This is a genomic window from Microbispora sp. NBC_01389 (genome assembly GCF_045040095.1).
GTDB lineage: Bacteria > Actinomycetota > Actinomycetes > Streptosporangiales > Streptosporangiaceae > Microbispora.
Map to the genome: position 1 here is coordinate 3,730,864 of NZ_CP109552.1, position 25,071 is coordinate 3,755,934.

Sequence of the window (25,071 nt, forward strand, 5' to 3'; positions counted from 1 at the left end):
CCGTCAGGCGACCAGCTCGTCGAGCCGGTCCGGCTCGCGGAGGTTGTCCGCGACCGCTCGCAGGAAGGCCACCGCTTCGGCGCCGTTCACGACCCGGTGGTCATAGGCGAGGCCGAGGACGACGACCCTGGTTGTTGCGAGGACTCCGTCGTGGAGCGCGAGCTGCCGACGTAGCCCGCCGACGGAGAGCATGCACAACTGCGGCCACATGACGATCGGTTGGACGAACACCACATCGGCCTCAGTGTTGATCGAGATGGTGATCGTACCGCCATCGAGCTCGGAAGTGGTGAAATCGCCGCCCCGCCACGCTTTCATCCGGAAGTCCATCAGGTCGTCGGCGATTTCGGTGATGGAGCGGCTCGCGCAGTCCCGGATCACCGGCGTGTAGAGGCCGCGTCCCGCGTCGATCGTGACCGCGACGTGTGGCGTCTCGGCGAGGGCGACCGTCCGCTCGTCCACGAGACTGCCGAAGAGATGGCCGAAGCGGTCGTGGGCGGCGGCGACCGCCTTCACCACGGCCTCGGGTACGCCGACCTCGGCGCCGGATTCCTCCGACAGCAGGCGCAGTCTGGCGAGGAGGGCGTCGACGCCCACCTCGACGGCGGTGAAGGCCGCCGGCACCTCCTTGTGGGCCCGGGTCACGACGGCGGCGGTGCCCTGCTGCACCCGGTCGAGCACGTACGTCCGCCGGTCGGCCGGGGACGGCTCGGCAGGCGGCGCGGCCTGGGCAGGCGGAGCGTACGCCGTATGCGAGGGAGGCGCGAGTTCGTGGAGCTCCGCGATGACGGCGCCGACCTCCACCTCGGTGCCGGCGCCGGCGCCGGTCGAGATCCGCAGATATCCCGCCGCCGGCGCCTCGATCTCCTCGACCGCCTTGGACGTCTCCAGTTCGACCAGGGGAGCGCCCGCCTCGACCCTGGCTCCGTCCTCGGCCAGCCAGCCGGTCACCAGATAGTGCGTGTCGTTGCTGTTCAGCTTCGGCACGACGAGCGGCACGGCGGCAGGTGCGGCGACGGGTTCGGTGACGGGTTCGGTGACGGGTTCGGTGACAGGCTCGGCTACCGGCGTCACGACGGTCTCGGCGAAGACCGCGGCGCCCGCCGCGAGCGTGCCGAGGCGCTCCGCGACGGCCTCGGCGATGTGCCCCTCGCCCAGCAGCACCCGGTCCTCCAGGTGACGCGCGGCGGGGATAATCGAGTCGGCCGACGACAGCCGCAGCACCGGGGCGCGCAGGCGCGGCCACAGCCGCTCGTACACCAGTGCCGCGATATCGGAGCCCCAGGTGCCGCCCGCCGTGCTCTCCTCGGCGACGGCGACCAGCGCGGGCCGTTCCAGCAGCGGCAGGACGGGCCCGATGTCCAGGGGATACAGGCGCCCGGGCACCAGGAGGTGCGCGGTGACGCCCCGCTCCCGCAGGAGGTGGGCGGCGGCGAGCGCCCGGTGGGCGACGCCGCCGGGACAGATCAGCACGACGTCGGGGGCGGCGCCGCCCACGGGGGTCACATGCGCCCAGCCGGGCGCGTCCCCGATGAGCGAGGAGCGGAAGTGCTCGTCCACGACCCCGTCGGAGTACGCCCGCCGGGTGTAGAGCACCTTGTCCTCGAAGAGCAGCGCGGGCCCGTGGTCGAGGGCGTGCGCGAGCAGCCCGTACGGGTCGTGGAACGGGCTGAGCTCGTACAACGCCAGGTTCGGCATGCCGACGAAGTGCTTCTGCACGCTCTGGCTGTGGGTGGGCCCGTAGCCGCGACGGCCGCCGACCGGGCAGCGGAGCACGACCGGCATGGGCAGCCGCCGGCCGTACATCGTCACCGACTTCGAGATCAGGTTGAGCACCGGGTCGAAGACGAGCGCGGCGAAGTCGCCGAACATCACCTCGGCCACGACCTCGTCCCCGGCGAGGGCGAGGCCGGCCGCGACGCCCGCGAGGCCGTTCTCGCTGATCGGGGTGGCGAGGACACGGCCGGGATGCCGGTCCGACAGACCCCTGGTGACCTTGAAGGCGCCGCCGTAGGGGTCGGCGACGTCCTCGCCGAGGAGGTGCAGGCCGGGGCGTTCGGCGAACAGCCGGTGCAGCGCGCCGTTCAGGCTCTCCGCGAGCCGGGGCGCGAGCCGTGGCGCGAGCGGTGTCATACCGCGACTCCCCGCGTCCGCAGGGTGTCCCGCAGCGCCCCCACGGAACGGCACGCGCGGGCCTCGCGCGGGCTCAGCCGCACGCCGTACGCCCGTTCGACGGTGCCGATGATCTGCACGTGGCGCAGGCTGCTCCACTCGGCGGCCGTGGCCGTGCCGGTGTTCTCGTCGACCGTTTCGGCGGGCATGCCGAGGATGCCCGCGACCAGGGTGATCAGTTCGCTCACGTTACGGCTCCCGCGTCGGCCACGTCGGCCCACCGCGACGGCGGGCGTGCCGCCACCTCGGCGGCGATCCGGTCCACCTCGGCGCGGACCCGCTGGTCGATCTCCCGGAAGCGGGGACCGAGGCGCGCCTCCAGCCCCGCCTGCCAGTCGTCCTCCCACAGGGCCGCGACCTCCTCGGCGGGGCGGGTGTCGTCGCCCTTGCTGTGCGGGCCGAGCCGCCGGGTCAGGAACCGTACGACCGCCGGCCCGCCGCCGTCGCGGACCCGCGCGATCACCGGCCCGGCGGCGGCGCGGATGGCCGGGATGTCGTGGGTGGCGATCTCGGCGTACTCGACGCCGAAGGCGCGGGCCCGGCCGGCGATGGTCCCGGCGAGGTGCGCACTGGTGGGAGTGGACTGGGCGATCCCGTTGTCCTCCACGACGACCAGCACCGGCAGCCGCCACAGCGCCGCCATGTTGAGCGCCTCGTACACCGCGCCCTCGCCCCAGGTGCCGTCGCCGACGTAGGCGGCGGCGATCCGGCCGGTGCCGGTGCGCCGGTGCCGGAGCGCGACGCCCGTAGCGAGCGCCACGCCCTCGCCCTGCACGCCGGTGGACAGGAAGCCGGGGCGGTGGAGGTGCTGGCTGCCGCCGACGCCCGCGCAGACCGCGCCCTCCCGGCCCATGATCTCGGCGAGCAGCCCGGCGGCGTCGCCGACGTGGGCGAGATAGTGGCCGTGGCCGCGGTGGTTGCTGACCACGAAGTCGCCGTCGAGCAGCGGGGCCAGCGCCACCGGCACGTACTCCTGCCCGATGCACGTGTGCGTGGTCCCGCTCAGCGCGCCGGCCTCGAACATCCGCAGCAGGGTGCGCTCGAAGTGGCGGATGCGGACCAGTTGCGCCACGTCGTCATCTGACAAACCGGAGACGGCGTCCGACAAACCGGGGACGGCGGCGCCCGCCGCGCGGGGCCGGGGGCCTTGGGCCTCGCGCGACGGGCCGAGGGTGCCGGACACGACCTACGTCGCCTTGCGCATCCGCATGCCGCCCAGCGAGATCACGTAGTCGTTGGTGGCGGCGTCGTACTTGATGCCGTAGAAGGTCGGGTAGTAGCCGGTGCGCTGGTACTCCTGCGGCTGGCGGATGTCCGACTTGAAGGTGGGCTTGGTCAGCAGCCACTTCCGCGTCGCCAGCGGCTCCTGGAAGATGAGCCTGCCGTCGTGGGAGCCGTAGACGAAGACCTCGCGGAACTCCTCGGCGCTGCCGACCGGCCCGAAGTGCCGCGTCGTGTCAATCCAGTGCAGTCCCATCTGGGGCTTGGTCATCTCCACCGGGTTGCCCGGCTCGGAGATGTAGTCGGGCGCGACGTACTTCTTCTCCGGCACCTTCCCGGCGCGGTCCGGGTGGAGCTTGGGATCGATGTCCATCACCGTGTGGTGGTCGGGCGTGTAGAAGTGGAAGGCGAAGTGCGGCTCGCCGAAGATCTCGGCCGGCTTGCGCCCGTGGCTGTACCAGTTGAGCATCACGTGGTTGAAGACCGTGGCCTTCGCCTGCTTGGGGAACTCCAGGATGGTCTCCGTCGGCGGGACGGTGTCCTCGGTGGGCAGCCCGTCCAGCGCCGTCGCCGACAGGCGCACCCCCACCTCCGTGGGGTTGCCGTCCTGGTCGATGATGACGTACGGCCGCGCGGTGCCGTGGCCCACGCTCTGCGCCTCGCCCGCGTAGGTGGTGGTGTACCACTTGGCGTTGGCGAGGTTCAGGGCGCAACCGCTGGTGAGGGATACCGCGGCGCCGAGCGCCGCGACCACGACGGTGTACCGCCGCGGCGTCCTGGGGGGTGAGATGTTCATCGGCGAGTCGCCTTCCAGACGGTGACGGGTCGTTCAGTCCTGGGCGCCGTAGACCGAGACGTGCCGGAGGCAGCCCGGCGCGTAGTCGGCCTCGGTCCAGTCGGAGTAGCGTTCGAGCAGCCGCAGTCCCGCGTCACCCGCCATCTCGTCGAGCTGCCCGGCGGTGTAGTACCGGAACTTCACGGGGTAGAGCTGGATGCCGTGCGCGGTGAGCAGCACGTTCTGGATGCTCAGCACCTGGTGCCCGGGGTCGCGGAGGGCCGCGCTGAGCACCACGTGGTCGACGTCGAGCAGTGACGTGGCGACGTACTGGTCGTGGGTGAAGCGGGAGTCGTCCACCTCCATCGTCTCCACGACGAGCCGGCCGTCCTCGGTGAGGATCTCCGGGACGCGCCGCATGTACGAGCGTTGCGCCGGTTCGGACAGCAGCGCGCCGAAGGTGCCCTGCGCGAGGAAGACGAGCGAGAACTTGCGCCCGAAGTCGATTTCCTTCATGTCGCCGACTTCGACGGTCACCTTTTCCGCGCCCGGCTTCGTGCGAAGCTGGTTGACCATTTCCCGGCTGACTTCCACGCCGAACACCTCGACGCCGGTCGCCGCCAGTGGAATGCCGATCCGGCCCGTCCCGATGCCCGCTTCCAGCACCGGCCCGGTCCCCGCGCGGCTGCGCAGGAACTCCACGATGGCGGCCACTTCCACCGGGTCGTCGTTCACGACGTCGAACACGGAGGCGATCGCATCGCCATACGATTCGGCTGAATAATTTCGCATGGCCCGCCTCCGGAGTTTTCCGACGCTTTTTAAGTGCAATTCATTGTCGGAAAAGCGGCTCTCACGTTTCTCTCCGTGCGATACCGGCGGGCCGCGGCTCGCCGCACCAGCGGCGCAGCGCCGCCCCGAGCTCGCCGGCGTCGGCCCGCCCGTCCCCGCCTCCCCACGCCACATATCCGTCGGGCCGGACGAGGACCACGGGCGGGCATCCGCGCCCGATCGGCTCGGCGAGGGCCGCGGTGACGACCCGGCCGGCCCAGCCGTCCAGGTCGCCGGCGACGCCCGGAGGGCCGGCCAGCACGAACCGGCCGTCCCGGAACCGCTCGAACAGCCGCGTGCCGTCGGTCAGCGGCCGGTCGGGGACCCGCCGCCCGGCCCAGGACCCGCCGTCGCCCGCCGGATAGCGCAGCGTGAGCCCGGACAGGTGCTCCAGGTTCAGCCGCTGGATCGCGCGGACGCGGACGAGCTTCGTGACGACCTGGCGGACCAGCCGCGCGGCCACGCCGTTCGAGGTCTCGAACCGGAAGGAGAGGTCGGTCTTGCGCAGGGTCGCCGCGGCGATCGGGTAGCGCTCGGCCTCGTAGCTGTCCAGGAGGCCCGGCGGGGCCCACCCGTCCAGCTCCGCGCGGAGCTTCCAGCCGAGGTTGAACGCGTCCTGGATGCCCGTCTGCAGGCCCTGGCCGCCGGAGGGGATGTGCGTGTGGGCGGCGTCGCCGGCCAGCAGCACCCGGCCGACGCGGTAGCGCCGGGCGTGGCGCTGCGAGCTGCGGAACCGCGACAGCCAGATCGGGTCGTACGGCTCGACGTCGATGCCGAGGATGCCCGCGCAGCTCTCCCGCAGGTCCGCCGGGGTCACCGGCAGCGAGGCCGGGACGTGCATCTTCTCGTGGTCGAACACGATGACCCGGTAGGTGTCGTCCCTGAAGGGGAACAGCGCCGCCATGCCCCGGCGGGTGATGCGGGCGTAGGCGGGCGGCGACGGCGGGTTGCGCAGCCGCATGTCGCCCATCATGACCGAGACGTCGTAGTTCCAGCCCTCGAAGTCGACGCCGACCGCTTCGCGCACGGTGCTGTTAACGCCGTCGCAGCCGACCACGTAGTCGGCGCGCTCGGTCGTCACCGCGCCGTCCGGGCCGCGCACGTCCACCTCGGCGGACTCCGCGTCCTGACGCAGGCCGACCACCTCGGCGCCGGTGCGGACCACCGCGCCGGCCTGCTCGGCCGCGGCCTGCAGGGCGGCCTCGGTGCGGTGCTGCGGCACGACCAGGCTGTACGGGAACGGCGTGTCGAGCAGGCCGTAGTCGAGGTAGCCGTTCCGGTCGCCCACCGGCGGATGCGCACAGGGGCGGCCGTCGGCCAGCAGCCCGGCGACCCGGCCGCGCATGTCGAGCAACTCCATCGTGCGGGGCTCCACGGTGAAGGCCCGGGACAGGGCGGCGCGGCTCGACCGCTTCTCCACCACGAGGCAGTCGACACCGCCCGCCGCCAGCTCGCCGGCCAGCGCCAGCCCCGAGGGGCCGGCGCCGACGATGATCACACGTGCCACTGTCGACTCCTCGTTGGCGGGGCGGGGCGGTAGTGCGTCCGCATGTCCGGGGACGTCCGCAGCAGCTCGGCCAGCGGGCCCGCGGCGACGATCCGGCCGTCCTTCAGCAGCAGCACCTGGTCGGCCCGCTCCAGCAGGGCGGGCCGGTGGGAGACGGCGAGGCAGGTCGCCGAGGTGGCGAAGACGCGCCGCCACAGCTCCTGCTCGGTCTCCACGTCGAGGGCGCTGGACAGGTCGTCCATGACCAGCAGCGCGCTGTCGCGGGCGAACATGCGGGCGGCGGCCGTGCGCTGCGCCTGCCCGCCGGAGAGGCGTACGCCGCGTACGCCGATCTCCGTGTCGAGCCCGCCGCCGAGCCGCTCCAGGTCGGGGCCGAGCACGGCCAGGGCCGCCGCCCGTTCGACCCGTCCGTCGTCCGGCAGGCCGAGAAGGACGTTCTCCCTGATCGTGCCGGACAGCAGGGCGGGGTTCTGCGGGGTGTAGGCGACGCGCGGCGGCACCATGAAGTCGCCCGGGGCGTCGACCCGCTCGCCGTTCCAGCGGATCTCGCCGTCCTGCGGCGCGTAGAGGCCGAGCACGGTGCGCAGCAGCGTCGTCTTGCCCGACCCCACCGGGCCGGTCACGACGGTGACGGTCCCCGGCCGGAGCGTGAAGGACGCCTCGCGCACCCCCCGCCCGGAGCCGGGGAAGACGTGCGTCAGCGACCGCGCCTCCAGCTCGCGCAGCGGCTCCGGTTCCGGTGGCGCCGTGGTGAGGGACGCGTCCTCGCGCAGGTGCAGCGGGTGGTGCTCGACCAGCGTCCGCGAGGGCGTGCCGGGCAGCATGGCGGCCGCCCGGACGAACGAGACCCGGGCCTGCTGGTAGGTGCGCACGAGATAGCCCATGAAGGACGTGTAGTCGGCCACCTGCATGAGATAGGTGGAGAACAGCACGAAGTCGCCGGTGGTGAACTCGCCGGACCGCATCCGGCCCGCCGCCAGCAGCAGGATCAGGCCGGAGCCGACGCTCGCGGTGCTGTTGAAGACGGAGTCGATGGCGAGGCTCTGCACCTTGTCGCGGATCATCGCGGTCTTGCGCGCCTCGTTGTCGCGGCGCAGCCGGGCGACGACCTCGCGTTCCCGGCCCGCCGCCTTGATCGCGCGGGTCGCGGACACGATCTCCTGGATGGTCCCGGTGACCTGGGCGGTGGCCGCCCTGCTGCGCACCCGGATGCGGTACGCGCGGGCGCGGGCGAGCTGCGCGAGGACCAGGACGACCGCGAGCGGCGCCATGACCACCAGGGTCACCTGGACGTCGACGCTGAGCAGGATCGCCAGCCCGCCGCCCGCGAAGATGAGCCCGGACATCATGTCGAAGCCCCAGCCGCCCATCATGGCGATGGCGTCGCTGTCGTCCCGCAGGGTGGAGATGTTCTCGCCCGCGGCGGCCGGCAGCGGCTGCGCGCCCGGCTTGCGGAACACCAGGGCGAGCAGGTTGCGCTGGATCAGCCCCCGGGCGCGCAGGTACCAGCCCGCCCAGGCCACGGTCGCGCCGACGATCGCGACGCACCGGGCCAGGCCCGCGCCCACCGCGACCGCCACCACCGTCCACACGGTGATCCCGGCGGGCGCCCGGCCCTCCAGGACGTCGAACAGCAGCTTGCCGAGCACGCCGGGCAGCAGCGGCCACAGATGGAAGACCGCCCACGCGGAGGCGGCCAGCAGGTAGCGCCAGGGGCTGTAGGTGATCAGCCGCCAGAGGAACCCCAGCGGGGAGGGCTCGGCCGGTCCGTTCACGTGAGCACCTTCCCGACCTGGTAGAGCCGCGCCAGCCGGGAGCCCGGGTCGGCCAGCAGGCCGGCGGTGGCGCCCCGCTCGGCGATCGCGCCGGTGTCCAGCACGATCACCTGGTCCGTACGGCGGATCGTGTCGAGCCGGTGGGCGATCACGATCGCGGTGCGCCCGGCGAGCATCCGGTCGAGCGCGCGCTCCACCTGGGCCTCGGTGACCGGGTCGAGCCTGCTGGACGGCTCGTCGAGCACGACCAGCCCCGGATCGGTCAGGAACACCCGGGCCAGCGCGACGAGCTGCGCCTGCCCGGCCGACAGGGTGCCGGGCGAGATCCGCGAGGAGAGCCCGTCGGGCAGCCCCTCCAGCCAGGGCCGCAGCTCCAGCACGTCGAGGATCTCCAGCAGCCGCCGGTCGTCGGCCCGCTCGTCGAAGAAGGTCAGGTTCTCCCGCAGGGTGGCGTCGAAGATCTGCACGTCCTGCGGCACGAACCCGATCCGCGACCGCAGCGACGCCAGGGCCGCCTCGCGGACGTCGACGCCGCCGACCAGCACCCGTCCCCGGCCCGCGTCGTACAGGCGGAACAGCAGGGAGGCGATGGTGGTCTTGCCCGCGCCGGTCCGGCCGACGAGCCCGAGCGTGGTCCCCGATGGGACGTCGAACGACACCTCCCGCATGACCATGCCATCCCCGGGGCCGTCGGACTCGTTTTCGGGGCCGTAGCCGAAGCTGACGTCGTCGAACCGCACCGACAGCGGGCCGGAGGGGATCGTCGCGGTCCCGTCGGCGAGGGAGGACCGGTGGGCGAACAGCTCGGCGATGCGCCGCGTGGCGGCCATCGCCTGCTGCAGCGTCTGCACCTGGTGGCGCAGCACCTCCATGGGGGTGTTCAGCATCGCGGCGTACGCGACGATCAGGTAGACGCCGGCCAGTGACACCTTGCCGTCGCGGTAGAAGGCCCCGCCGTAGCCGAAGGCGATCGCCGTGCCGGCGGTGAACGCGATCGACAGCACGACCCAGATGGCGCTGCCCCAGCCCTCGGCCCTGACCTTCACCGGCAGCCAGGCGCGCAGGTGCCGGTGGAAGCGCGCCATCGCGTAGCCGGTGGCGCCGGACGAGCGCAGGTCCTCGGTGGCGATCGTCGCCTCGCCGACGTAGCCGAAGAACCGGGCGCTCTGCTCCCGGTCGTCCTCCCACTTGAGCCCGGCGATCCCGGCGATCCGCGACAGCGCCAGATAGCTCAGGATCGTGACCGCCGTGAAGGTGAGCCCGACCCGCCAGTCGAGGGTGGCGAGGGCGATCAGGATGCCCAGCACCAGCAGGACGTTGCCGGCGATGTGGACGATCAGGCTGGAGAAGAACTCCGCCACCTGGTTGACGTCGCCGTCGATGCGCTCGATCAGCTCGCCCGGCGGGCGCGACTCGTGGAAGGTCAGGTCCAGCGACAGCACGTGCGCGGTCAGGTCCTCACGGGCGGCGTTGGTGGCCGTCCACGAGACCCGCTCGCTGGCGTACGCCGACACGATGCGGGCGGCCTGCCGCGTCACGGCCACGGCCAGGAACACGGCGGCGATCCCGGCGAGCGTGCTCTCGGCCCGGCCGAGCTGGACCGACTCGATGAAGTGCGCGGCGATGCGCGGCTCGGCGATCTCCAGGCCGATGGAGAAGACCAGCAGACCGGCCATGACCGCGACGGCCGCCGGCTGCGACCCCACGTACGCGCGCAGGAGGGAGCCGGCGGTCATCGGCGGCCGGGCGGTGCTCACCCGTCCTCCAGTTCGTAGCCGTCGAGGCACCGGCCGGCCAGCGCGGCGTACCGGCCGGGGTCGCCCTCGCGCACGAGGGCGGGCAGGTACACGTGCGGCGCGCCGTGGTAGAAGCGCTCGTACTGGTCGTGCCGCCCGGCGAACTCGCTGCCCACCGCGTCCCAGGCGAGCTTGAACAGCTTGATCCGCGACTCGGCGTCGTACCCGGGGGACTTCACGTACTTGCCGAGGAGCGCGGCGACCTCCGGCCGCAGCAGGTCGCGGTAGGAGGACGGCAGCTGGATCAGCCCGCCGCCCGCCAGCAGCTTGATCTCGTTGATCACCTTGGGGTAGAGGTCCGGCCCCACGGCGAGCTGGGCGTACGCCGTCTCGCGGTGCGGCATGACCGCGTCGGCGCCGGGCACCGGCTCGCACAGCTCCTCGGCGGCGACGACCAGCGCCTTGGCGGTGTTCACCCACGACAGCAGCCTGCCGATCTGCATCCGCACCGGCGGCATGTCGTAGACGTTGTTGGCCTTGGCGACGAGGATGGCGATTCCGGTGAGGAACTCCAGCTTGGTCCAGAACCGGGTGGCGCCGTGGTGGACGAAGCTGACGAACGCGGGGGTCTTCCAGAACTGCGCGTGGCAGGCCTCGGGGTCGCGGTAGGCGAAGACCCGCTCCCACGGCACGAACACGTCGTCGTAGACCACGAGCGCGTCGTTCTCGTCCAGGCGGCTGGCGAGCGGGTAGTCGAAGACGCTGGTGGCGCGGGCCTCGTAGGAGGCCCGGCTGACGAAGGAGATGCCGGGCGCCGCGACCGGCACGGAGAAGCTCACCGCGTAGTCGGCCTCGCTCGGCGGCATGCGCTGGGTGACGCCGACGAGGATCTCGTCGGCGAGGGCCGCCGCGGTGCCGATCATCTTGGCGCCGCGCACGACGATCCCGTCGTCGCGCTCGGCGACGACCCGCAGGCAGAGGTCGTCCTCCATCTGCTCCGACGGCGCCTTCGTACGGTCGATCTGCGGGTTGACCAGCGTGTGCGCCTGGTAGAGGTCGCCCTCGGCCATCCGCCGCCAGTGCGCGAGCAGGTTGGCCGAGCCGTCGAAGCCGTCGCGGGCCAGCACGCCCGGCACGGTCGCCATCCCGGCCACCGCCGACGCCATGTAGTCGGGGGAGCGGCCGAGGAACCCGAACGTCGCCTCCGACCACAGCTTGAACGCCCTGCCCTTGGCCTTGAGCTCGTCCTTCGTCCGCGGGATCTGGTAGGCGCGCGACACCGGCCCGTCGACGCCGGGCACCGACGCCGTCAGCGTCTCGGGATGCTCCGCCGTCAGGTCGTACAGGTCGGCGATCGAGCGGACCGAGCGCCGGAAGGCGGGATGGGTGGTCAGGTCGTCCACCCGCTCGCCGTCCAGCCAGATCGTCCTGCCGTCGCGCAGCGCGTCGAGGTAGTCCTTGCCGGTCCTGGTCATCGTGCCGCCTCCGCCCAGCGCAGCCCCGGTTCCGACGCCGACAGCGGGGGCCCGGCCACGCGGAGGGGCGCCCGTGCCTTCAGCAGCATCTCCTCGAACTCCTCGGCGGGATCGGAGTCGAGCACGATCGCGCCGCCCGCCCCCACGGTCAGGCCCTCGGCGGTGGCCACGGCGGTGCGGATCACGATGTTGAGGTCGGCCGTGCCGTTGTGGCCGAGGAAGCCGATGGCCCCGGAGTAGACGCCGCGCGCCGTCTGCTCCATCTCGTCGAGGATCTCCATCGTGCGCAGCTTGGGCGCGCCGGTCATCGACCCGCCGGGGAAGCACGCGGTGACGCAGCCGATCGCGTCGACGTCCGGCCGCAGCGTGCCCTGGATCGTGGACACCAGCTGGTGGACGGTCGCGTACGTCTCGACCGCCATGTAGCTGGGCACGTGGACCGAGCCGACCTCGCAGACCCGCCCGAGGTCGTTGCGCAGCAGGTCGACGATCATCAGGTTCTCGGCCCTGACCTTGGGGTCGGTCGTCAGCCGGGCCCGCAGCCGCAGGTCCTCCCGGCGGCCGCGCCCCCGGGCCGCGGTGCCCTTGATCGGTTTCGTCTCCACGGTCCGGTCCGGCCGGATCCGCAGGAACCGCTCGGGGGACGAGCAGAGCACGGCGAAGCCGCCCAGCCGCAGAAAGGCGGCGTACGGCGCGGGGTTGGACGCGCGCTGCGCGAGGTAGAGCTCCAGCGGGTCGCCGGTCACGGGCAGCCGGGTCTGGGTGGTCAGGCAGATCTCGTAGCTCTCGCCCTCGCGCAGCTTGCCCCGGCACGCCTCGACGTCGCGCAGGTAGCCGTCCCTGGCGCGGAGCAGGCCGGGCTCGGGGTCGTGGCCGTCGGCGGCGGGCGCGTCGGCACCCGGCGGCGGCCGCCACCGGGCGAGCTGCCGTTCGGCGCGGGCCAGCCAGGACGACGCGGCGGGGTCGTCCGGCGACCGGGTCAGCGCGATGAGGTGGGTGGTCCGCTGCTCGTGGTCGACCACCACCAGGCGGGTGGCCGACAGCCACACCGCGTCGGGCGTGGCGGCGCGGTGCCGGCACGGCGAGCCCAGCTCGGCCCTCAGCTCGTAGCCGAAGTAGCCCACGTATCCGCTGGTGAGGTCGAAGGGCACGTCGGGGACGTCGAGGACCGGCTCGGCGAGCCGCGCCCGGAGGGCCTCGAAGATCGACTCAGGGGTGGTGACGGTCTCCCGGCCCGGCCCGCTCCGGATCGTGAGCCCCTCGCTGACGGAGTAGCTCAGGATCTCGCCGTCCCGGCCCTCCGGCGCGCCGAGGAAGGAGAACCGCGACAGGCCGGGCTCCACCCGGCTGCTGTCCAGCCAGAACGCGTGCTCCAGACCGCCGAACAGGTCCGTGAACGCCGCCGCCGTGTCCACCTCGTACGGCACCACGCGGTGCAGCAGCCGCCACGGACGGGCGGCGGCGGGCGGCGTCCCGGACGCGAGGGGCGCCGGCGGGACGGCCGCCCGTCGCGGCGCCCGAGCCGAGCGCAGCGACCTGGGGGACCTGGGAGACCTGGGGGACCTGCCCTGCTCCGCCAGCGCCTTCGCCGCGAGGCGGCCGAAGTTCTCGACCAGTTGGGCGCCGTGCTCGGTCGCGATCGACTCGGGGTGGAACTGCACCCCCCACAGGGGGCGCTCCCGGTGCCGCAGTCCCATGAGCACGCCGTCCTCCGCCCACGCCGTCGGCGTGAGTGAGGCGGGCAGGCCCTCCTCCGGCACGCACAGCGAGTGGTAGCGCACCGCCTGGAAGTCCTGGGGCAGTCCCTGGAAGAGGTCCTCGCCGGTGTGCCGCACACGGGTCAGGTGACCGTGCCGCGGCCGGGGCGCGGGCACCACGTCGGCTCCCGAGAGCAACGCGATCGCCTGGTGGCCGAGGCAGACCCCGAGAAGCGGGACCGTGGTGCGCGCCACCACCTGCCGGACGGCGCCGAGGTCGCGGTCCCGGCCCGGATGGCCGGGGCCGGGGGAGACGACGATCGCGTCGAACTCCCCGATGTCCAGACCGGGCCACGCGGCGTCGTCGTTGGTCACCACCGTCGGCTCCGTGCCGTACACCCGGGCCATCAGTTGGAAGAGGTTGTAGGTGTACGAATCATGGTTGTCGATCAGTAGCGTACGCATACGGTCCCTCATCTCGACCAGTGAAGCTACGACTTGCATAAACCGCGGCCTGGTCGCGGACAATGCGAAAAGAGCGAGGTGAGAGCGGGCCGAGAGCGGGGCCCGGCGGGCGAGAGCGGATTGATACGGCAATGGATATCCGTCGCGAATACGTTCACGAGGCCAGAATCCCGGCCACCGGAGAGTCCTATGACCGCCACTGAAATCCCCGTACTCCCCGACCTCAACCACTCGACGGAGCGGGCAAGCGCCGGAAAGCAGCCGGCGACCGCCGACCCGGGCCTCCTCGGGTACCCCGCCTTCGCGACCGCGGCGTTCGCGCTGGCCCTGTTCCTGACCGGCTTCAACCAGGTCACCATCCCCAGCACGCTCGCCGCACCGCTGCCGATCATGAGCCTCTGCGGCGTGCTCCTCATCGGCGCCACCGTCTGGGCCGTCCGCCGCGGCGACGGCTGGCAGGCGACCATGTTCGGCCTGTTCGGCGCCTTTTGGCTGAGCTTCTCCATGCTCGTGTTCGGCCTCGTCAACAGCTGGTTCGGCCAGCTTCCGGAGCCCGCGCAGCGCGGCGCCCAGGCCAACTTCATCCTGGTCTGGCTCGGGCTCATGACCGTGGTGACCCTCACCACGCTCCGCCTTCCGAAGATCTTCGGGCTGCTGTTCCTCGTCATCGACTTCTCGCTGCTGACGCTGTTCGTCGCCGTCAGCGTGGCGCGGCCCGGTGCCGCGGGTGACCCGTGGATCCTGCCCTTCGGCATCATCGCGATTTTCTCGATGCCGCTGATCGGCATGTACCTGTTCGCCGGCTCGCTGAACGCCTTCCTCGGCGGCAAGATGTTCCCGGTGGGCAAGCCGTTCAAGAGCTGAAACCTTATTCCAGCGCTGCGAACGGTCCGGAAAGAACGAAAACCACTCGATCAGGCGGGCGTCGGAGAAGGGCGCCCGCCGAGATCGGGTAATTCGCCGATTGAGGAGTGGAAAGCGTGACCGTATACAACCGCCGGGGATTCCTGGCCGGTGCGGCGGCGGCCGGGGCCGGCCTGGCCTCGGGGGTCGCCCTGGGCGGCACACCGGCGTCCGCCGGAACCGCGGGCCTGACCACCGGCACAACCGCCGGCACCCGGTGCGTGCCCGAGTTCGGCCCCTTCGTCGTCCGGCCCGGCGACCCCCGCTTCGACAGCCTGCGCAGCGGGCACAACACCCGCTTCACCGGTTCGCCCGACCAGGTCACCGTGGTGGGTTCGGCCGAGCAGGTCGTCGACGCGGTCGGCGCGGCCGTGGCGGCGGGCAGGCGGCTGGTCGCCCGCTCCGGCGGCCACTGCATGGAGGACTTCACCACCACCTCGGACGTCAAGGCGGTCGTCGACCTGTCCCAGATGACGGCGGTCTACCACGACGTGCGGCGCGGGGCCTTCGCCGTGGAGCCCGGCGCCCTCGTCGGCGAGGTGGCCGAGACCCTCTTCAAGGGCTGGGGCGTGATGATCCCCTTCACCGGCTGCGCGACCGTCGGCGTCGGCGGGCACATCCCTGGCGGCGGCTACGGCTTCTTCTCCCGCAAGCACGGGCTCAGCGTCGACCACCTGAACGCGGTCGAGGTCGTCACCGTCGACGCCACGGGCAGGCCCCGCCTCATCGTCGCCACCGACAGCCCGTCCGACCCCGACCGCGACCTGTTCTGGGCGCACACCGGCGGCGGCGCGGGCAACTTCGGCATCGTCACCCGCTACTGGTTCAGGACGCCGGGCGTGACGTCCGCCGACCCCGCCAGGCTCCTGCCCCGGACCGGCAACCAGCGGGCCCGCCTGCTCATGTGGTCGTGGGACGCGATGACCGAGCAGGCCTTCACCACCCTGGTCGGCAACTACTGCACCTGGTACCAGAACAACAGCGCGCCGGGCAGCCCGGCAGTGAACCTGTGGGGCACGCTCACCACCAACCACCGCTCGGCCGGGACGATGATGCTGCTGGCCGGCGTGGACGAGTCGGTGCCGAACGGCCAGGCGATGCTCGACGCCCACTTCGCCGCCGTCACCTCCGGCGTCGGCGTCGAACCGATGGTCGACGTCCAGGAGACCACCGCCTGGCTCGACCCCCGCAACTGGGTCAGCGACCCCGCCGGACGCCAGAAGAACAAGACCGCCGACCTGCGCCGCAGCTACACGCCCGCGCAGATCGCGACGCTCTGGCGGCACCTCAGCGACGACTCCTACTACAACCCCAACGCCCTGGTGAACATCACCGGCTTCGGCGGGCGGATCAACAGCGTTGCGCCCGGCGCGACCGCCGCCGTCCACCGCGACTCCGTCCTGCGGGTCTACTTCACCGCCGGCGGCTGGAGCAGCGCGTACGAGGACGAGACCAACATGGCGTGGGTCCGGAACCTCTACCGGGAGCTCTACCAGGACACCGGCGGGGTGCCCGTGCCGAACGCCGTCAACGGCGGGGCGTTCGTCAACTACCCCGACAGGGACCTGGCCGACCCGGCGTGGAACACCTCCGGCACTCCCTGGCACGCGCTCTACTACCGCGACAACTACCCCAGACTGCAGCGGATCAAGAAGAGGTACGACCCGCGCAACGTCTTCCGGCACGGCCTGTCCATCGGCCTGCCCTCCTAGCACGAAGCACACCCCCCGCGCCCGCGGCGCGAATCCGGAGCCGGAGGATCTCCATGCTCACTCATCCGTCAACCCGGACCGTCTCCGACGGAATCAGGGGCAAGAGCCTGATCGCCCTGTCCGTCGTGGTGGCCTTCTGGGCGCTCATCATGGTCGACGAGATGGTGATCAGCATCTCGCTGGCCGGGATCGGTCAGGCGCTCCAGATGTCCCAGGCCGAGCTCTCCTGGGTCGTCAACGCCTACCTTCTCCCGTACGGCGGCCTGCTGCTGCTCGGCGGCAGAGCCGGTGACATCCTCGGCAAGCGCCGGGTGTTCGTCGCGGGCGTCGCCTTCTACACCGCGGGCTGCCTGGCCCGCGCGCTCGCTCCGGACGCCTGGCTGGTCATCGCGGCCCGGGGAGCCCAGGGCGTCGGCGCGGCGCTCGCCACGCCGTGCGTGCTGGCCCTGATCGTCAGCATGTTCGAGGAGGGCCCGCTGCGCCGCCGGGCGATCAGCGCGTACACGGTCGCGGGCGGCGCGGGCGCGGCCGTCGGGCTGATGCTGGTGGGGCTGCTCGGCACGATCAGTTCCTGGCGCGTGGTGCTGCTGCCCAGCGCGGTCTTCGGCCTCGTTCTGCTGGTGCTGGGCCCGATGGTGATCGCCGAGACACCGCGCCGTCCCGGGCGGTTCGACCTCGCGGGCGCGCTGAGCGCCACCCTGGGCATCGTCGCGATCGTCTACGGGCTCACCACCTCGCAGGGCGGCGACTGGCTCAACGGCTGGGTCATCGGCTCCGTCGCGGCCGGCCTGGTGCTCCTCGCGCTGTTCGTGCTGATCAGCAGGCGGGCCAGGCAGCCGCTGCTCGACCTGAGGCTGTTCACCGACCGGAGCCGCGTCGGGGCCTACCTGGTGCTGATGATCACGCCGGGCGCGCAGATCGGCCTGTTCTTCTACCTCAGCCAGTATTTCCAGATCGTCCTCGGCTACAGCACCCTGACCACCGCGTTCGCCTTCCTGGCCGTCTCCGTCGGCATGACCGGCGCGGCGAGCCTCGCCGTCCGCCTCGAACCCAGGATCGGCGGGCGGATGGTCGCGCTGATCGGCGCGGTGCTGCTGCTGATCTCCAACGCCTGGCTGCTGCGGATGGACATCGGCGACGGCTACTGGACCGGTGTGCTGCCCTCGCTGGTGCTCGTCGGGGCCGGTGTCGCCATGGCGATCATCCCCGCGTTCAGCCGCGCCACCTCGGGCGTCGAGAGCGAGGACGCCGGTGCGGCCTCCAGCGTGGTGAGCATGGTGCAGAACGTCGGGTCGTCCCTCGCTCTCGCCGTGATCGTGGTCATCGCCACCGCGGCGAGCACTCGCGCGACCGAGCACCCGCCGGCCGGCCTCTCCAAGGAGGCCCTCGACGGGTACGTGTTCAGCCAGGGTATGCAGGCGACCTTCCTGACCGGCGCGGGCTTCGCCGTGGCGGCGCTGCTCGCCGCCCTGATCATCGGCAGGTCCCGGACCTCCTGAGAGCCCGCGATGAGCTACCGCCAGCCGCTTGAGGAGACCAGGCTCCTGGAGTCGTTCGCGAACACGATCGACGTCGAACGCGGCGCCGATCTCCTGGAGAGCGTGGAGGGCATGCGCGCCTGGCTGACCGCGCAGGGGCTGCCCGCCCACGTCACGCCGCACGACCTGGCCCGCGCCCGCACCCTGCGGCAGGGCCTGCGGGCCCGGCTGCTCGCCGACGGCGAGCAGCCGGACCGCCGGTCGACGGCCGCGGCGCACGCCGTCCTGGACGGTCTCGCGCTCCGCTCCGACGACCCGCTCGCCGCCATCGCCCGCGCCTGGCTCGCCACCACCGCGGGCGGTGAGTGGCCGCGCCTGAAGCGCTGTCCCGACCGGCGGTGCGGCTGGGTCTTCTGGGACGGCTCCCGCGACGGCACCCGCACCCGCTGCTCCCGCCCGCCCATGCGTGTAGTCCTATAAGCGGGGGGCGCACGTGGACAAGCCGGCCGAGATGTTCGACCGTGACTACGAGTGGTCGGCGCTGCGGCGGTTCATCACCGATGAACAGCCCGGCGCCACACTCGGCGTGGTCTCCGGTCGGCGCCGCCAGGGCAAGACCTTCCTGCTGGACGCCGCCTGCCGGGCCGCCGGAGGCTTCTACTTCGCCGCGACCGAAGCGGCGAACGCCGAGTCCCTGCGCCGGTTGAGCACCGCGCTCACCACCCACGTCCGGCCCGCCGCCCCCTATCACTTCGCCGACTGGTCCGAGGCCCTGGACGCGCTGCTCGCCCTCGGCGCCGAGCGGCCGACCCCCGTCGTCATCGACGAGTTTCCCTACCTCGCGCGGGCCAACCCGGAGCTGCCGTCCCTCGTCCAGGAGGCTTTCCGGCCCATGCGGGAGCCGCGAACCCGGTCACGCACCCGATTGCTGCTGTGTGGCTCGGCCCTCTCCTTCATGGGCCGGCTACTGTCCGGCAACGCCCCGTTGCGGGGTCGGGCGGGGTTGGAGATGCTCGTCCGCCCGCTGGACCACCGCCTGGCCGCCGAGTTCTGGGAGATCTCCGATCCCGCACTGGCCCTGAAGGTCAACGCGATCGTCGGCGGCACACCCGCCTATCGTCGCGAGTTCGCACGGGGTGACACACCGTCGGGACCGGGGGACTTCGACGACTGGGTGATCCGCACCGTGCTCAACCCCGAGACGCCTCTCTTCCGGGAGGCCCGCTATCTCCTCGCCGAGGAGCCCGACCTGCGGGACAGCGCCCTGTATCTGTCCGTCCTGGCGGCCGTCGCCGACGGCAACGCGACGCGCGGGGGAGTGGCCGGCTATCTGGAGCGCAAGGCGACGGACATCGCGCATCCGATCAATGTCCTGGAGGACGCCGGCCTGCTGCACCGCGACGCGGACGCCTTCCGGGACAACCGCGCCACCTACCGCATCTCCGAGCCGTTGATCCGCTTCTACCACGCCATCATGCGCCCGGTCTGGGACCCGCTGGAGCGGCCCGGCAGCGCCGGACGGGTGTGGCAGGCCAGCCGGCGCCGCTTCGTCAGCAACGTCCTGGGCCCCCACTTCGAGCAGACCTGCCGCGACTGGGCGCTGCACCACGCCGATCCCGACCTGTTCGGCGGGCTGCCCGCCCGCGTCGGTCACGGTGTCGTCCACGATTCCAAAGCCAGAACCGGTCACGAGGTGGACGTGGCCGTGGTCGGCATCGCCGACGGCGGCAAACCGCCGCTCCTGGCCATCGGCGAAGCCAAATGGAACGACACGATGGGACTCGCCCACATCGAACGTCTCCAGCACATCCGCGACCTGATCGCCGCGTCCGGCCGTTACGACACTACGCGTACCCGTCTCGTCTGCTTCAGCGGCAGCGGATTCAACGAAAAGGCGGTGGCCCAGGCGAGCGCCTCACCTGATGTGCACCTGATCGACCTGCCAGCCCTGTACGGCCGGAGCTGACGCTCGGTGGATCTCCTCGCCGCCTTGGGCGACGCCGTGACCTGGCACGGCGGGCCGCTGCCGACCTCAGTCCGAGGCCGGCGTCACGACCAGCCCTGCAGTCCGACTCCGTATGGATAGAGGGGGTTGCCGTAGGTGGTGGGGACGGGCTGGCCCGCGTCGATGCGGGCCCGGATCTCCGACCGCTGGGCAGCGGTCGCGCCCAGGTCGTAGGGGAGGTTCCAGTCCTCGACGGCGTCGGCGAGCACGTCGCCGCCGCCCGGCTTGAGGATCTGGTCGAGGCCGCGTGGGAGCTGCCACGGCAGGCGTCCGCGCGGCGTGTAGTCGCCGAACAGGAGGCCGGCCGTGGCCGGGCCGACCTCCTCACCGCCCCGGTACGTCACCACGACGGCGTCGGCCAGGCCGTTCCACTCGCTGATGACGATGGGCCGGGGGAGGGTCAGCACGACGACCACTGGAATGCCCTGGTTCTTGAAGTTCTGGATGACGGCCAGCTGGTCGGCGGGCAGCTGGGGTTGCTCCTTCACCCAGGCGGTGGCGTGCGTGTAGGTCGGCTCGCCGACCGCCACGATCGCGAGCTTGGGCGAAGGCCCGGTGTCCTGGTAGACGTTGACGCCCGCGGTGGCCGCCCGCGCCTTCACCGCGTCCAGCAACGTCTGCGAGCCGTACTCCTGGTGGAAGAAGCTCGTCCAGATGCAGCAGGCCGATCCGTCGGTGGCCCGCGGACCGGCCACCACGACGTTGTCGCCCGCCTTGAGCTTCAGCGGCAGCACGCCGTTGTTCTTGAGCAGCGTGATGGACTCCCGGGCGGCCTGGTTGGCGAGCGCGACGTACGACGGCTGGTGGAAGCGGTAGGGACCGTTCACCGGGTCGCCGTACGGGTGCTCGAACACGCCGAGCGTGAACTTCAGGCGCAGGATCCGGGTCACCGCGTCGTTGATCCGCGCGATCGGGACTCCTGCGAGGAAGGTCGCCATCGTGAACCCGGTGGCTCCGGGGTCGGCCCCGCCCATCACGTCGGAGCCGGCGTTCGCGGCCTTGACCCAGACCGAGGACGGCAACCAGTCGGTGGTGATGAGACCGGTGTAACCGAGGGTGTTCCGCAGGTAGTCGAGGATCGGTTTGCTGTCGCCCGCGCCCGAGCCGCCCGGGTCGAGGTAGGAGCTTCCGGCGTACCCCGGCATGATGTTCACCGCGCCGGCCTCCATCGCGGCCCTGAACGGGATCATGTGGTACTTGATCGTCACCGCGTCGTAGGTGATCCCGGCCTCGCCGCCCGCGCCTTCGCCCGGCCAGTGCTTGACGGTCGCCAGCACGGAGGCGGGGTTGAGCTCGGGGCCGCCCTGGAGCCCGGCCACCAGCGCGCGGACCTGGGCGGCCGCGACGTCGGCGTTCTCGCCGTTGCCCTCCTGGATGCGGGGGTAGAGGACCTTGGTGCCGACCTCGGCGAGCGGGCCGAGCACGCCGCGCGCCCCGACCTCGAGCTCCTCGCGGCGCTGCGCGTCGCCGAGCTTGTAGTCGAGCGTGTAGTCCTTGCCCGCCGCGAGCGCGCTCTGCAGGGGATAGGTGGTCTGGTATCCGGCGATGGTGTCGCCCGCCGAGACGGGCGGGATGCCGAGCCGGGTTCCTGACGCGCTCAGCAGGACGGCGTGCAGGTCGTTCGGCAACGCCGGGCCGAAGTGCCAGCCCGAGAGCGGGTAGGTCTGGGCGTTGTAGAACATCTGGTACGCCTTCTCCTCGGGGGTCATCCTGCCGAGAAGGTCGTTGACTCTGGTTTCGACGGGCAGCCGCCAGTTCTCGTACGGCTCGATCGTGCCGTTCTTGTTGAGGTCGCGGGCACCGTTGACGATCGGGACGCCGTCGGCGGCCTGCTCGATGTCGGGCAGGTAGAGGCTGAACGTGCGGATGTTCGACGTCGTCCTGGCGCCCGACCCGCTCACCGCGACGACGAACCACTTGTACGTCCACCGGTCGGGGATGTCCCAGGTGGGCGTGTAGCTCGTGCCGGTCGGCTCGGCGACCTTGGTGTAGAGGTCGATCAGGTTGCCCGAGGCGGTGAAGTCGTAGTCGGTGCGGCTGACGTTCAGCCAGACCTCGTAGCGCACCGCGCCGGAGACGGCCGCCCAGGAGAACGCGGGCCGCCGGGTGTCGGTGATCATGGCCTTGTCGGCGGGGGCGGACAGCGCGAACTGGCCGGTGGTCGCCGGGGCCTTGGTGGGCGGGGACAGCAGGGGAGCGGTCGTTGCCGCCGTGTCCACGGTGCCGAAGACCTGGAACTCCCACAGCGAGTAGCCGTAGCCCGTCGCGCGGGCCGTGCCGACGAAGCGGACGTAGCGGCCGTCGCCGGTGACGTTCAGGTTCTCGACGCCGCCCCTGCCGCTGGTCGTGGTGTAGATCGGCGTCCACGACGTGCCGTTGGCGGACACCTCGATCCGGTAACCCGTGGCGTACGCGGACTCCCAGTTGAGCGTGACACCGGTGACGTGCCCGGCGCCGCCGAGGTCAACCCGCAGCCACTGGTCGTCGGAGTACTGGCTCGACCAGCGGGTCGTCGTCCGCCCGTCGAGCGCCGCCGCCGGGGCGTTGCCGCCCTCCCAGGACGAGGCCGTCACCTGCTTGTACGCCGAGATCGGCGTCCCGCTCGGCGGCGGGTCGGTGGTGCCGCCGCCGTTGGTGTGGACGGCGAACTCCCACAGCGAGTAGCCCCAGCCGGTGGCGCGGGCAGTGCCGTAGAGGCGGACGTACCGGCCCGAGCCGGTCACGTCGAGGGTCTGCGTGCCGCCGGTGCCGGTGGTCGTGGAGTAGACGTCGGTCCACGTGGAGGCGTTGTCGGACACCTGGACCTTGAAGGCCGTGGCGTAGGCCGCCTCCCACGTCAGGACGACCTTGCAGATCGTCTTGGCCGAGCCGAGGTCCACCTGGAGCCACTGCGGGTCGGCGGCGGCGCTCGACCAGCGGGTGCCGGGGTCGCCGTCCACCGCCGCGGACGCGGGCGTCCCGGCGTTCTCGGTGGACGAAGCGGTCGCGGGCCGGTTCAGCGCGCTGTTGGGGCCGGTGCAGCCCGAGGACGTGCCGGTGGTGCCGTAGACCTGGAACTCCCATAGGGAGTAGCCGTAGCCGGTGGCGCGGGCGGTGCCGTACACGCGGACGTAGCGGCCCGAGCCGGTGACGTTGAGGGTCTGCGTGCCGCCGGTGCCGGTGGTGGTGGAGTAGAGGTCGGTCCAGGTGGTGGCGTCGGCCGACACCTGGACCTTGAATGAGGTGGCGTAGGCGGCCTCCCAGTTGAGGGTGACCTGGCTCAGCGTCGCCGCCCCGCCGAGGTCCACCTGGAGCCACTGCGGGTCGCCGAACGCGCTGGACCACCGGGTGCCGGTGTTCCCGTCCACCGCCGCCGAGGCGGGAGTGCCGCCGTTCTCGGTGGACGAGGCCGTCGCGGTCTTGCCCTGCGACAGCAGGACGGGCGCGGCGTGCGCGGGCCCGGCGACGACGCTCGCGAGCAGCGCCAGCGCCACCGCCAGGACGAGAGGGAGCCCGCGCCGGAGCGAAAGGGTGTGCTTCATGGCGTCTCCTGCCTGCGCTACCAGCCGACCGCGACCAGCAGCCACTGCGGGTCGCCGTGCGAGATGAACGAGGACTGGCCCGCGTAGTCGTCGTAGGGGAAGCCGTAGGCGAGCTTGCCGATGGCGTGGTCGTGCCAGAACTTCGCGTAGTAGTTCGCCGGGGCGGCCTTGTAGTAGTTCGCCGCGTCCGACTGCTGGGCGTCGGACAGCCCGGCGACGTGCCGGTTCAGCGCGGCGCACATCTTCGGGGCCTCGGCGAGCGGTCCGGCGCACCCGGTGACCTGCGAGGTCGTCGCCGTCACGCCCTGCTGGGCGGCGTAGCCGGTGAAGTAGTTCGCGTACGCCCCGCCGGGCTGGAAGATCGACGCGCTGCCCGGGGCCGGGATGCGGTACGGCGCCTGCACCTGGGCCAGTTGCTTGAACTCCGCAGGCACCTCGTCGATGAACCGCTGGAAGGTCGCCGCGCGGGACTCGGCGAAGGTGGCGTAGTCCTCGCCGACCGCCACGTCATAGCCGTCGCGGGCGTGCAGGCGCATCGCGAGCTTCAGGCCGAACGCGTCGACCCGGGTCGTGTTGCCGTTGAACACCGAAGGACCGACGGTGAACTCGATGAAGTCGTAGTACTGGCTGTTGGGGGAGCCGAGGTAGAAGTACATCCGGCCCGCCGTGTTGGCCGGCATGTCGAAGTAGGGCTGCTCCGCGATCGAGTGGACCTGGCCGTTGTAGCTCCAGTAGACCTGCGAGTCGGGATACTGGCCGTTGGTCCTGTTGAGGATCTTGACCATGACGACGTTCCTGGCCGCCGGGATGTTCGCGGTGTCGCCCCAGAAGGCGTCGGGCGGCGGTGTCGTCGGGTCGTTCGAGCCGCCCGTGGTGTTCACGGTGAAGCTCCACAGCGAGTAGCCGTACGCGGTGGCGCGGGCGGTGCCGTACACGCGGACGTAGCGGCCCGAGCCGGTGACGTTGAGGGTCTGCGTGCCGCCGGTGCCGGTGGTGGTGGAGTAGAGGTCGGTCCAGGTGGAGGCGTTGTCGGACACCTGGACCTTGAAGGCCGTGGCGTAGGCCGCCTCCCACGTCAGGACGACCTTGCAGATCGTCTTGACGGAGCCGAGGTCCACCTGGAGCCACTGCGGGTCGCCGAACGCGCTGGACCAGCGGGTCGCGCTGTTGCCGTCCACGGCCGCCGACGCGGGCGTCGCGGCGTTCTCGGCGGAGGAGGCGGTCGCGGGCCTGCCCTGGGCGGCGTCGGCCGTGCCGCAGGCGGTGCCGGTCGTCGTGCCGTAGACCTGGAACTCCCACAGGGAGTAGCCGTAGCCGGTGGCGCGGGCGGTGCCGTACACGCGGACGTAGCGGCCCGAGCCGGTGACGTTGAGGGTCTGCGTGCCGCCGGTGCCGGTGGTGGTGGAGTAGAGGTCGGTCCAGGTGGAGGCGTCGGCCGACACCTGGATCTTGAACGAGGTGGCGTAGGCGGCCTCCCAGTTGAGGGTGACCTGGCTCAGCGTCGCCGCCCCGCCGAGGTCGACCTGGAGCCACTGGGGGTCGCCGAACGCGCTGGACCACCGGGTGCCGGTGTTCCCGTCGACGGCGGCCGACGCCGGTGTGCCGGCGTTCTCCGTGGACGAGGCCGTCGCGGTCTTGCCCTGCGACAGCAGGACGGGCGCGGCCGCGGCCGGCGCGGACACGGCCGTCGCTGCGACGACGCAGGCCACGACCAGGACCAGCGCGCTGAGCACGGCCGTCAGAGCGCGGCGTGTGGGATGGATCGTCGAACGCTTTCGCATGATGGCGATCTCTCTTC

Annotated in this window: 17 protein-coding genes; 5 read left to right on the forward strand and 12 right to left on the reverse strand. The window is 71.9% G+C overall.

Annotated features, from left to right (window positions below; genetic code table 11):
• Window positions 1-3: 3 nt before the first annotated feature.
• From OG344_RS16845 to pabB, 10 genes are all read right to left on the reverse strand, one after another.
• Window positions 4-2,133, reverse strand: a complete 2,130-nt coding sequence (locus OG344_RS16845) for a 2-oxo acid dehydrogenase subunit E2 (protein WP_405083925.1) — start codon at window positions 2,131-2,133, stop codon at window positions 4-6.
• Window positions 2,130-2,360, reverse strand: coding sequence for an acyl carrier protein (locus OG344_RS16850; protein WP_327044229.1), 231 nt, complete (start codon window positions 2,358-2,360; stop codon window positions 2,130-2,132). Before OG344_RS16850 ends, OG344_RS16845 begins: the two co-directional genes overlap by 4 nt.
• Window positions 2,357-3,244 (reverse strand): thiamine pyrophosphate-dependent dehydrogenase E1 component subunit alpha, encoded by an 888-nt coding sequence (locus tag OG344_RS16855; protein WP_405083926.1) that lies wholly within the window; start codon window positions 3,242-3,244, stop codon window positions 2,357-2,359. The genes OG344_RS16850 and OG344_RS16855 overlap by 4 nt, the downstream gene beginning before the upstream one ends.
• A 114-nt stretch (window positions 3,245-3,358) precedes the next feature.
• A complete protein-coding gene (locus tag OG344_RS16860) occupies window positions 3,359-4,189 on the reverse strand; it encodes a DUF5602 domain-containing protein (RefSeq protein ID WP_405083927.1) in 831 nt (276 codons plus the stop codon).
• A gap of 33 nt (window positions 4,190-4,222) precedes the next feature.
• The gene (locus tag OG344_RS16865; protein WP_405083928.1) at window positions 4,223-4,915 is read right to left on the reverse strand and encodes a class I SAM-dependent methyltransferase; all 693 of its coding nucleotides are present in this window, start codon (window positions 4,913-4,915) and stop codon (window positions 4,223-4,225) included.
• Window positions 4,916-5,021: 106 nt separating this feature from the next.
• A complete protein-coding gene (locus OG344_RS16870; protein WP_405083929.1) occupies window positions 5,022-6,506 on the reverse strand; it encodes an FAD-dependent monooxygenase in 1,485 nt (494 codons plus the stop codon).
• Window positions 6,494-8,281 carry an ABC transporter ATP-binding protein gene (locus tag OG344_RS16875; RefSeq protein WP_405083930.1) on the reverse strand — a complete coding sequence of 596 codons (1,788 nt, stop codon included), beginning with the start codon at window positions 8,279-8,281 and terminating at the stop codon, window positions 6,494-6,496. Before OG344_RS16875 ends, OG344_RS16870 begins: the two co-directional genes overlap by 13 nt.
• Window positions 8,278-10,038 carry an ABC transporter ATP-binding protein gene (locus OG344_RS16880; RefSeq protein ID WP_405083931.1) on the reverse strand — a complete coding sequence of 587 codons (1,761 nt, stop codon included), beginning with the start codon at window positions 10,036-10,038 and terminating at the stop codon, window positions 8,278-8,280. The genes OG344_RS16875 and OG344_RS16880 overlap by 4 nt, the downstream gene beginning before the upstream one ends.
• The gene (locus OG344_RS16885) at window positions 10,035-11,492 is read right to left on the reverse strand and encodes a 4-hydroxyphenylacetate 3-hydroxylase family protein (RefSeq protein WP_405083932.1); all 1,458 of its coding nucleotides are present in this window, start codon (window positions 11,490-11,492) and stop codon (window positions 10,035-10,037) included. Before OG344_RS16885 ends, OG344_RS16880 begins: the two co-directional genes overlap by 4 nt.
• Window positions 11,489-13,654 (reverse strand): aminodeoxychorismate synthase component I, encoded by a 2,166-nt coding sequence (gene pabB / locus OG344_RS16890; protein WP_405083933.1) that lies wholly within the window; start codon window positions 13,652-13,654, stop codon window positions 11,489-11,491. The genes OG344_RS16885 and pabB overlap by 4 nt, the downstream gene beginning before the upstream one ends.
• A gap of 189 nt (window positions 13,655-13,843) precedes the next feature.
• Here pabB and OG344_RS16895 point away from each other — a divergent pair, with 189 nt between their 5' ends.
• From OG344_RS16895 to OG344_RS16915, 5 genes are all read left to right on the forward strand, one after another.
• Complete coding sequence (locus OG344_RS16895) at window positions 13,844-14,518, forward strand: GPR1/FUN34/YaaH family transporter (protein ID WP_405083934.1); 675 nt, start codon at window positions 13,844-13,846, stop codon at window positions 14,516-14,518.
• 116 nt (window positions 14,519-14,634) lie between these two features.
• Entirely contained in the window at window positions 14,635-16,269 is a 1,635-nt protein-coding gene (locus OG344_RS16900) for an FAD-binding oxidoreductase (RefSeq protein ID WP_405083935.1), read from the forward strand.
• 53 nt (window positions 16,270-16,322) lie between these two features.
• Complete coding sequence (locus tag OG344_RS16905; protein WP_405083936.1) at window positions 16,323-17,768, forward strand: MFS transporter; 1,446 nt, start codon at window positions 16,323-16,325, stop codon at window positions 17,766-17,768.
• Between the two features lie 9 nt (window positions 17,769-17,777).
• Complete coding sequence (locus tag OG344_RS16910; protein ID WP_405083937.1) at window positions 17,778-18,227, forward strand: ABATE domain-containing protein; 450 nt, start codon at window positions 17,778-17,780, stop codon at window positions 18,225-18,227.
• Between the two features lie 13 nt (window positions 18,228-18,240).
• Window positions 18,241-19,713: an ATP-binding protein gene (locus OG344_RS16915; protein ID WP_405083938.1), complete on the forward strand. Its 1,473-nt coding sequence runs from the start codon at window positions 18,241-18,243 to the stop codon at window positions 19,711-19,713.
• A gap of 83 nt (window positions 19,714-19,796) precedes the next feature.
• Here OG344_RS16915 and OG344_RS16920 read toward each other — a convergent pair whose 3' ends face one another.
• Entirely contained in the window at window positions 19,797-23,273 is a 3,477-nt protein-coding gene (locus OG344_RS16920) for a discoidin domain-containing protein (protein ID WP_405083939.1), read from the reverse strand.
• Window positions 23,274-23,290: 17 nt separating this feature from the next.
• Window positions 23,291-25,054, reverse strand: a complete 1,764-nt coding sequence (locus tag OG344_RS16925) for a discoidin domain-containing protein (RefSeq protein ID WP_405083940.1) — start codon at window positions 25,052-25,054, stop codon at window positions 23,291-23,293.
• Window positions 25,055-25,071 lie beyond the last annotated feature (17 nt).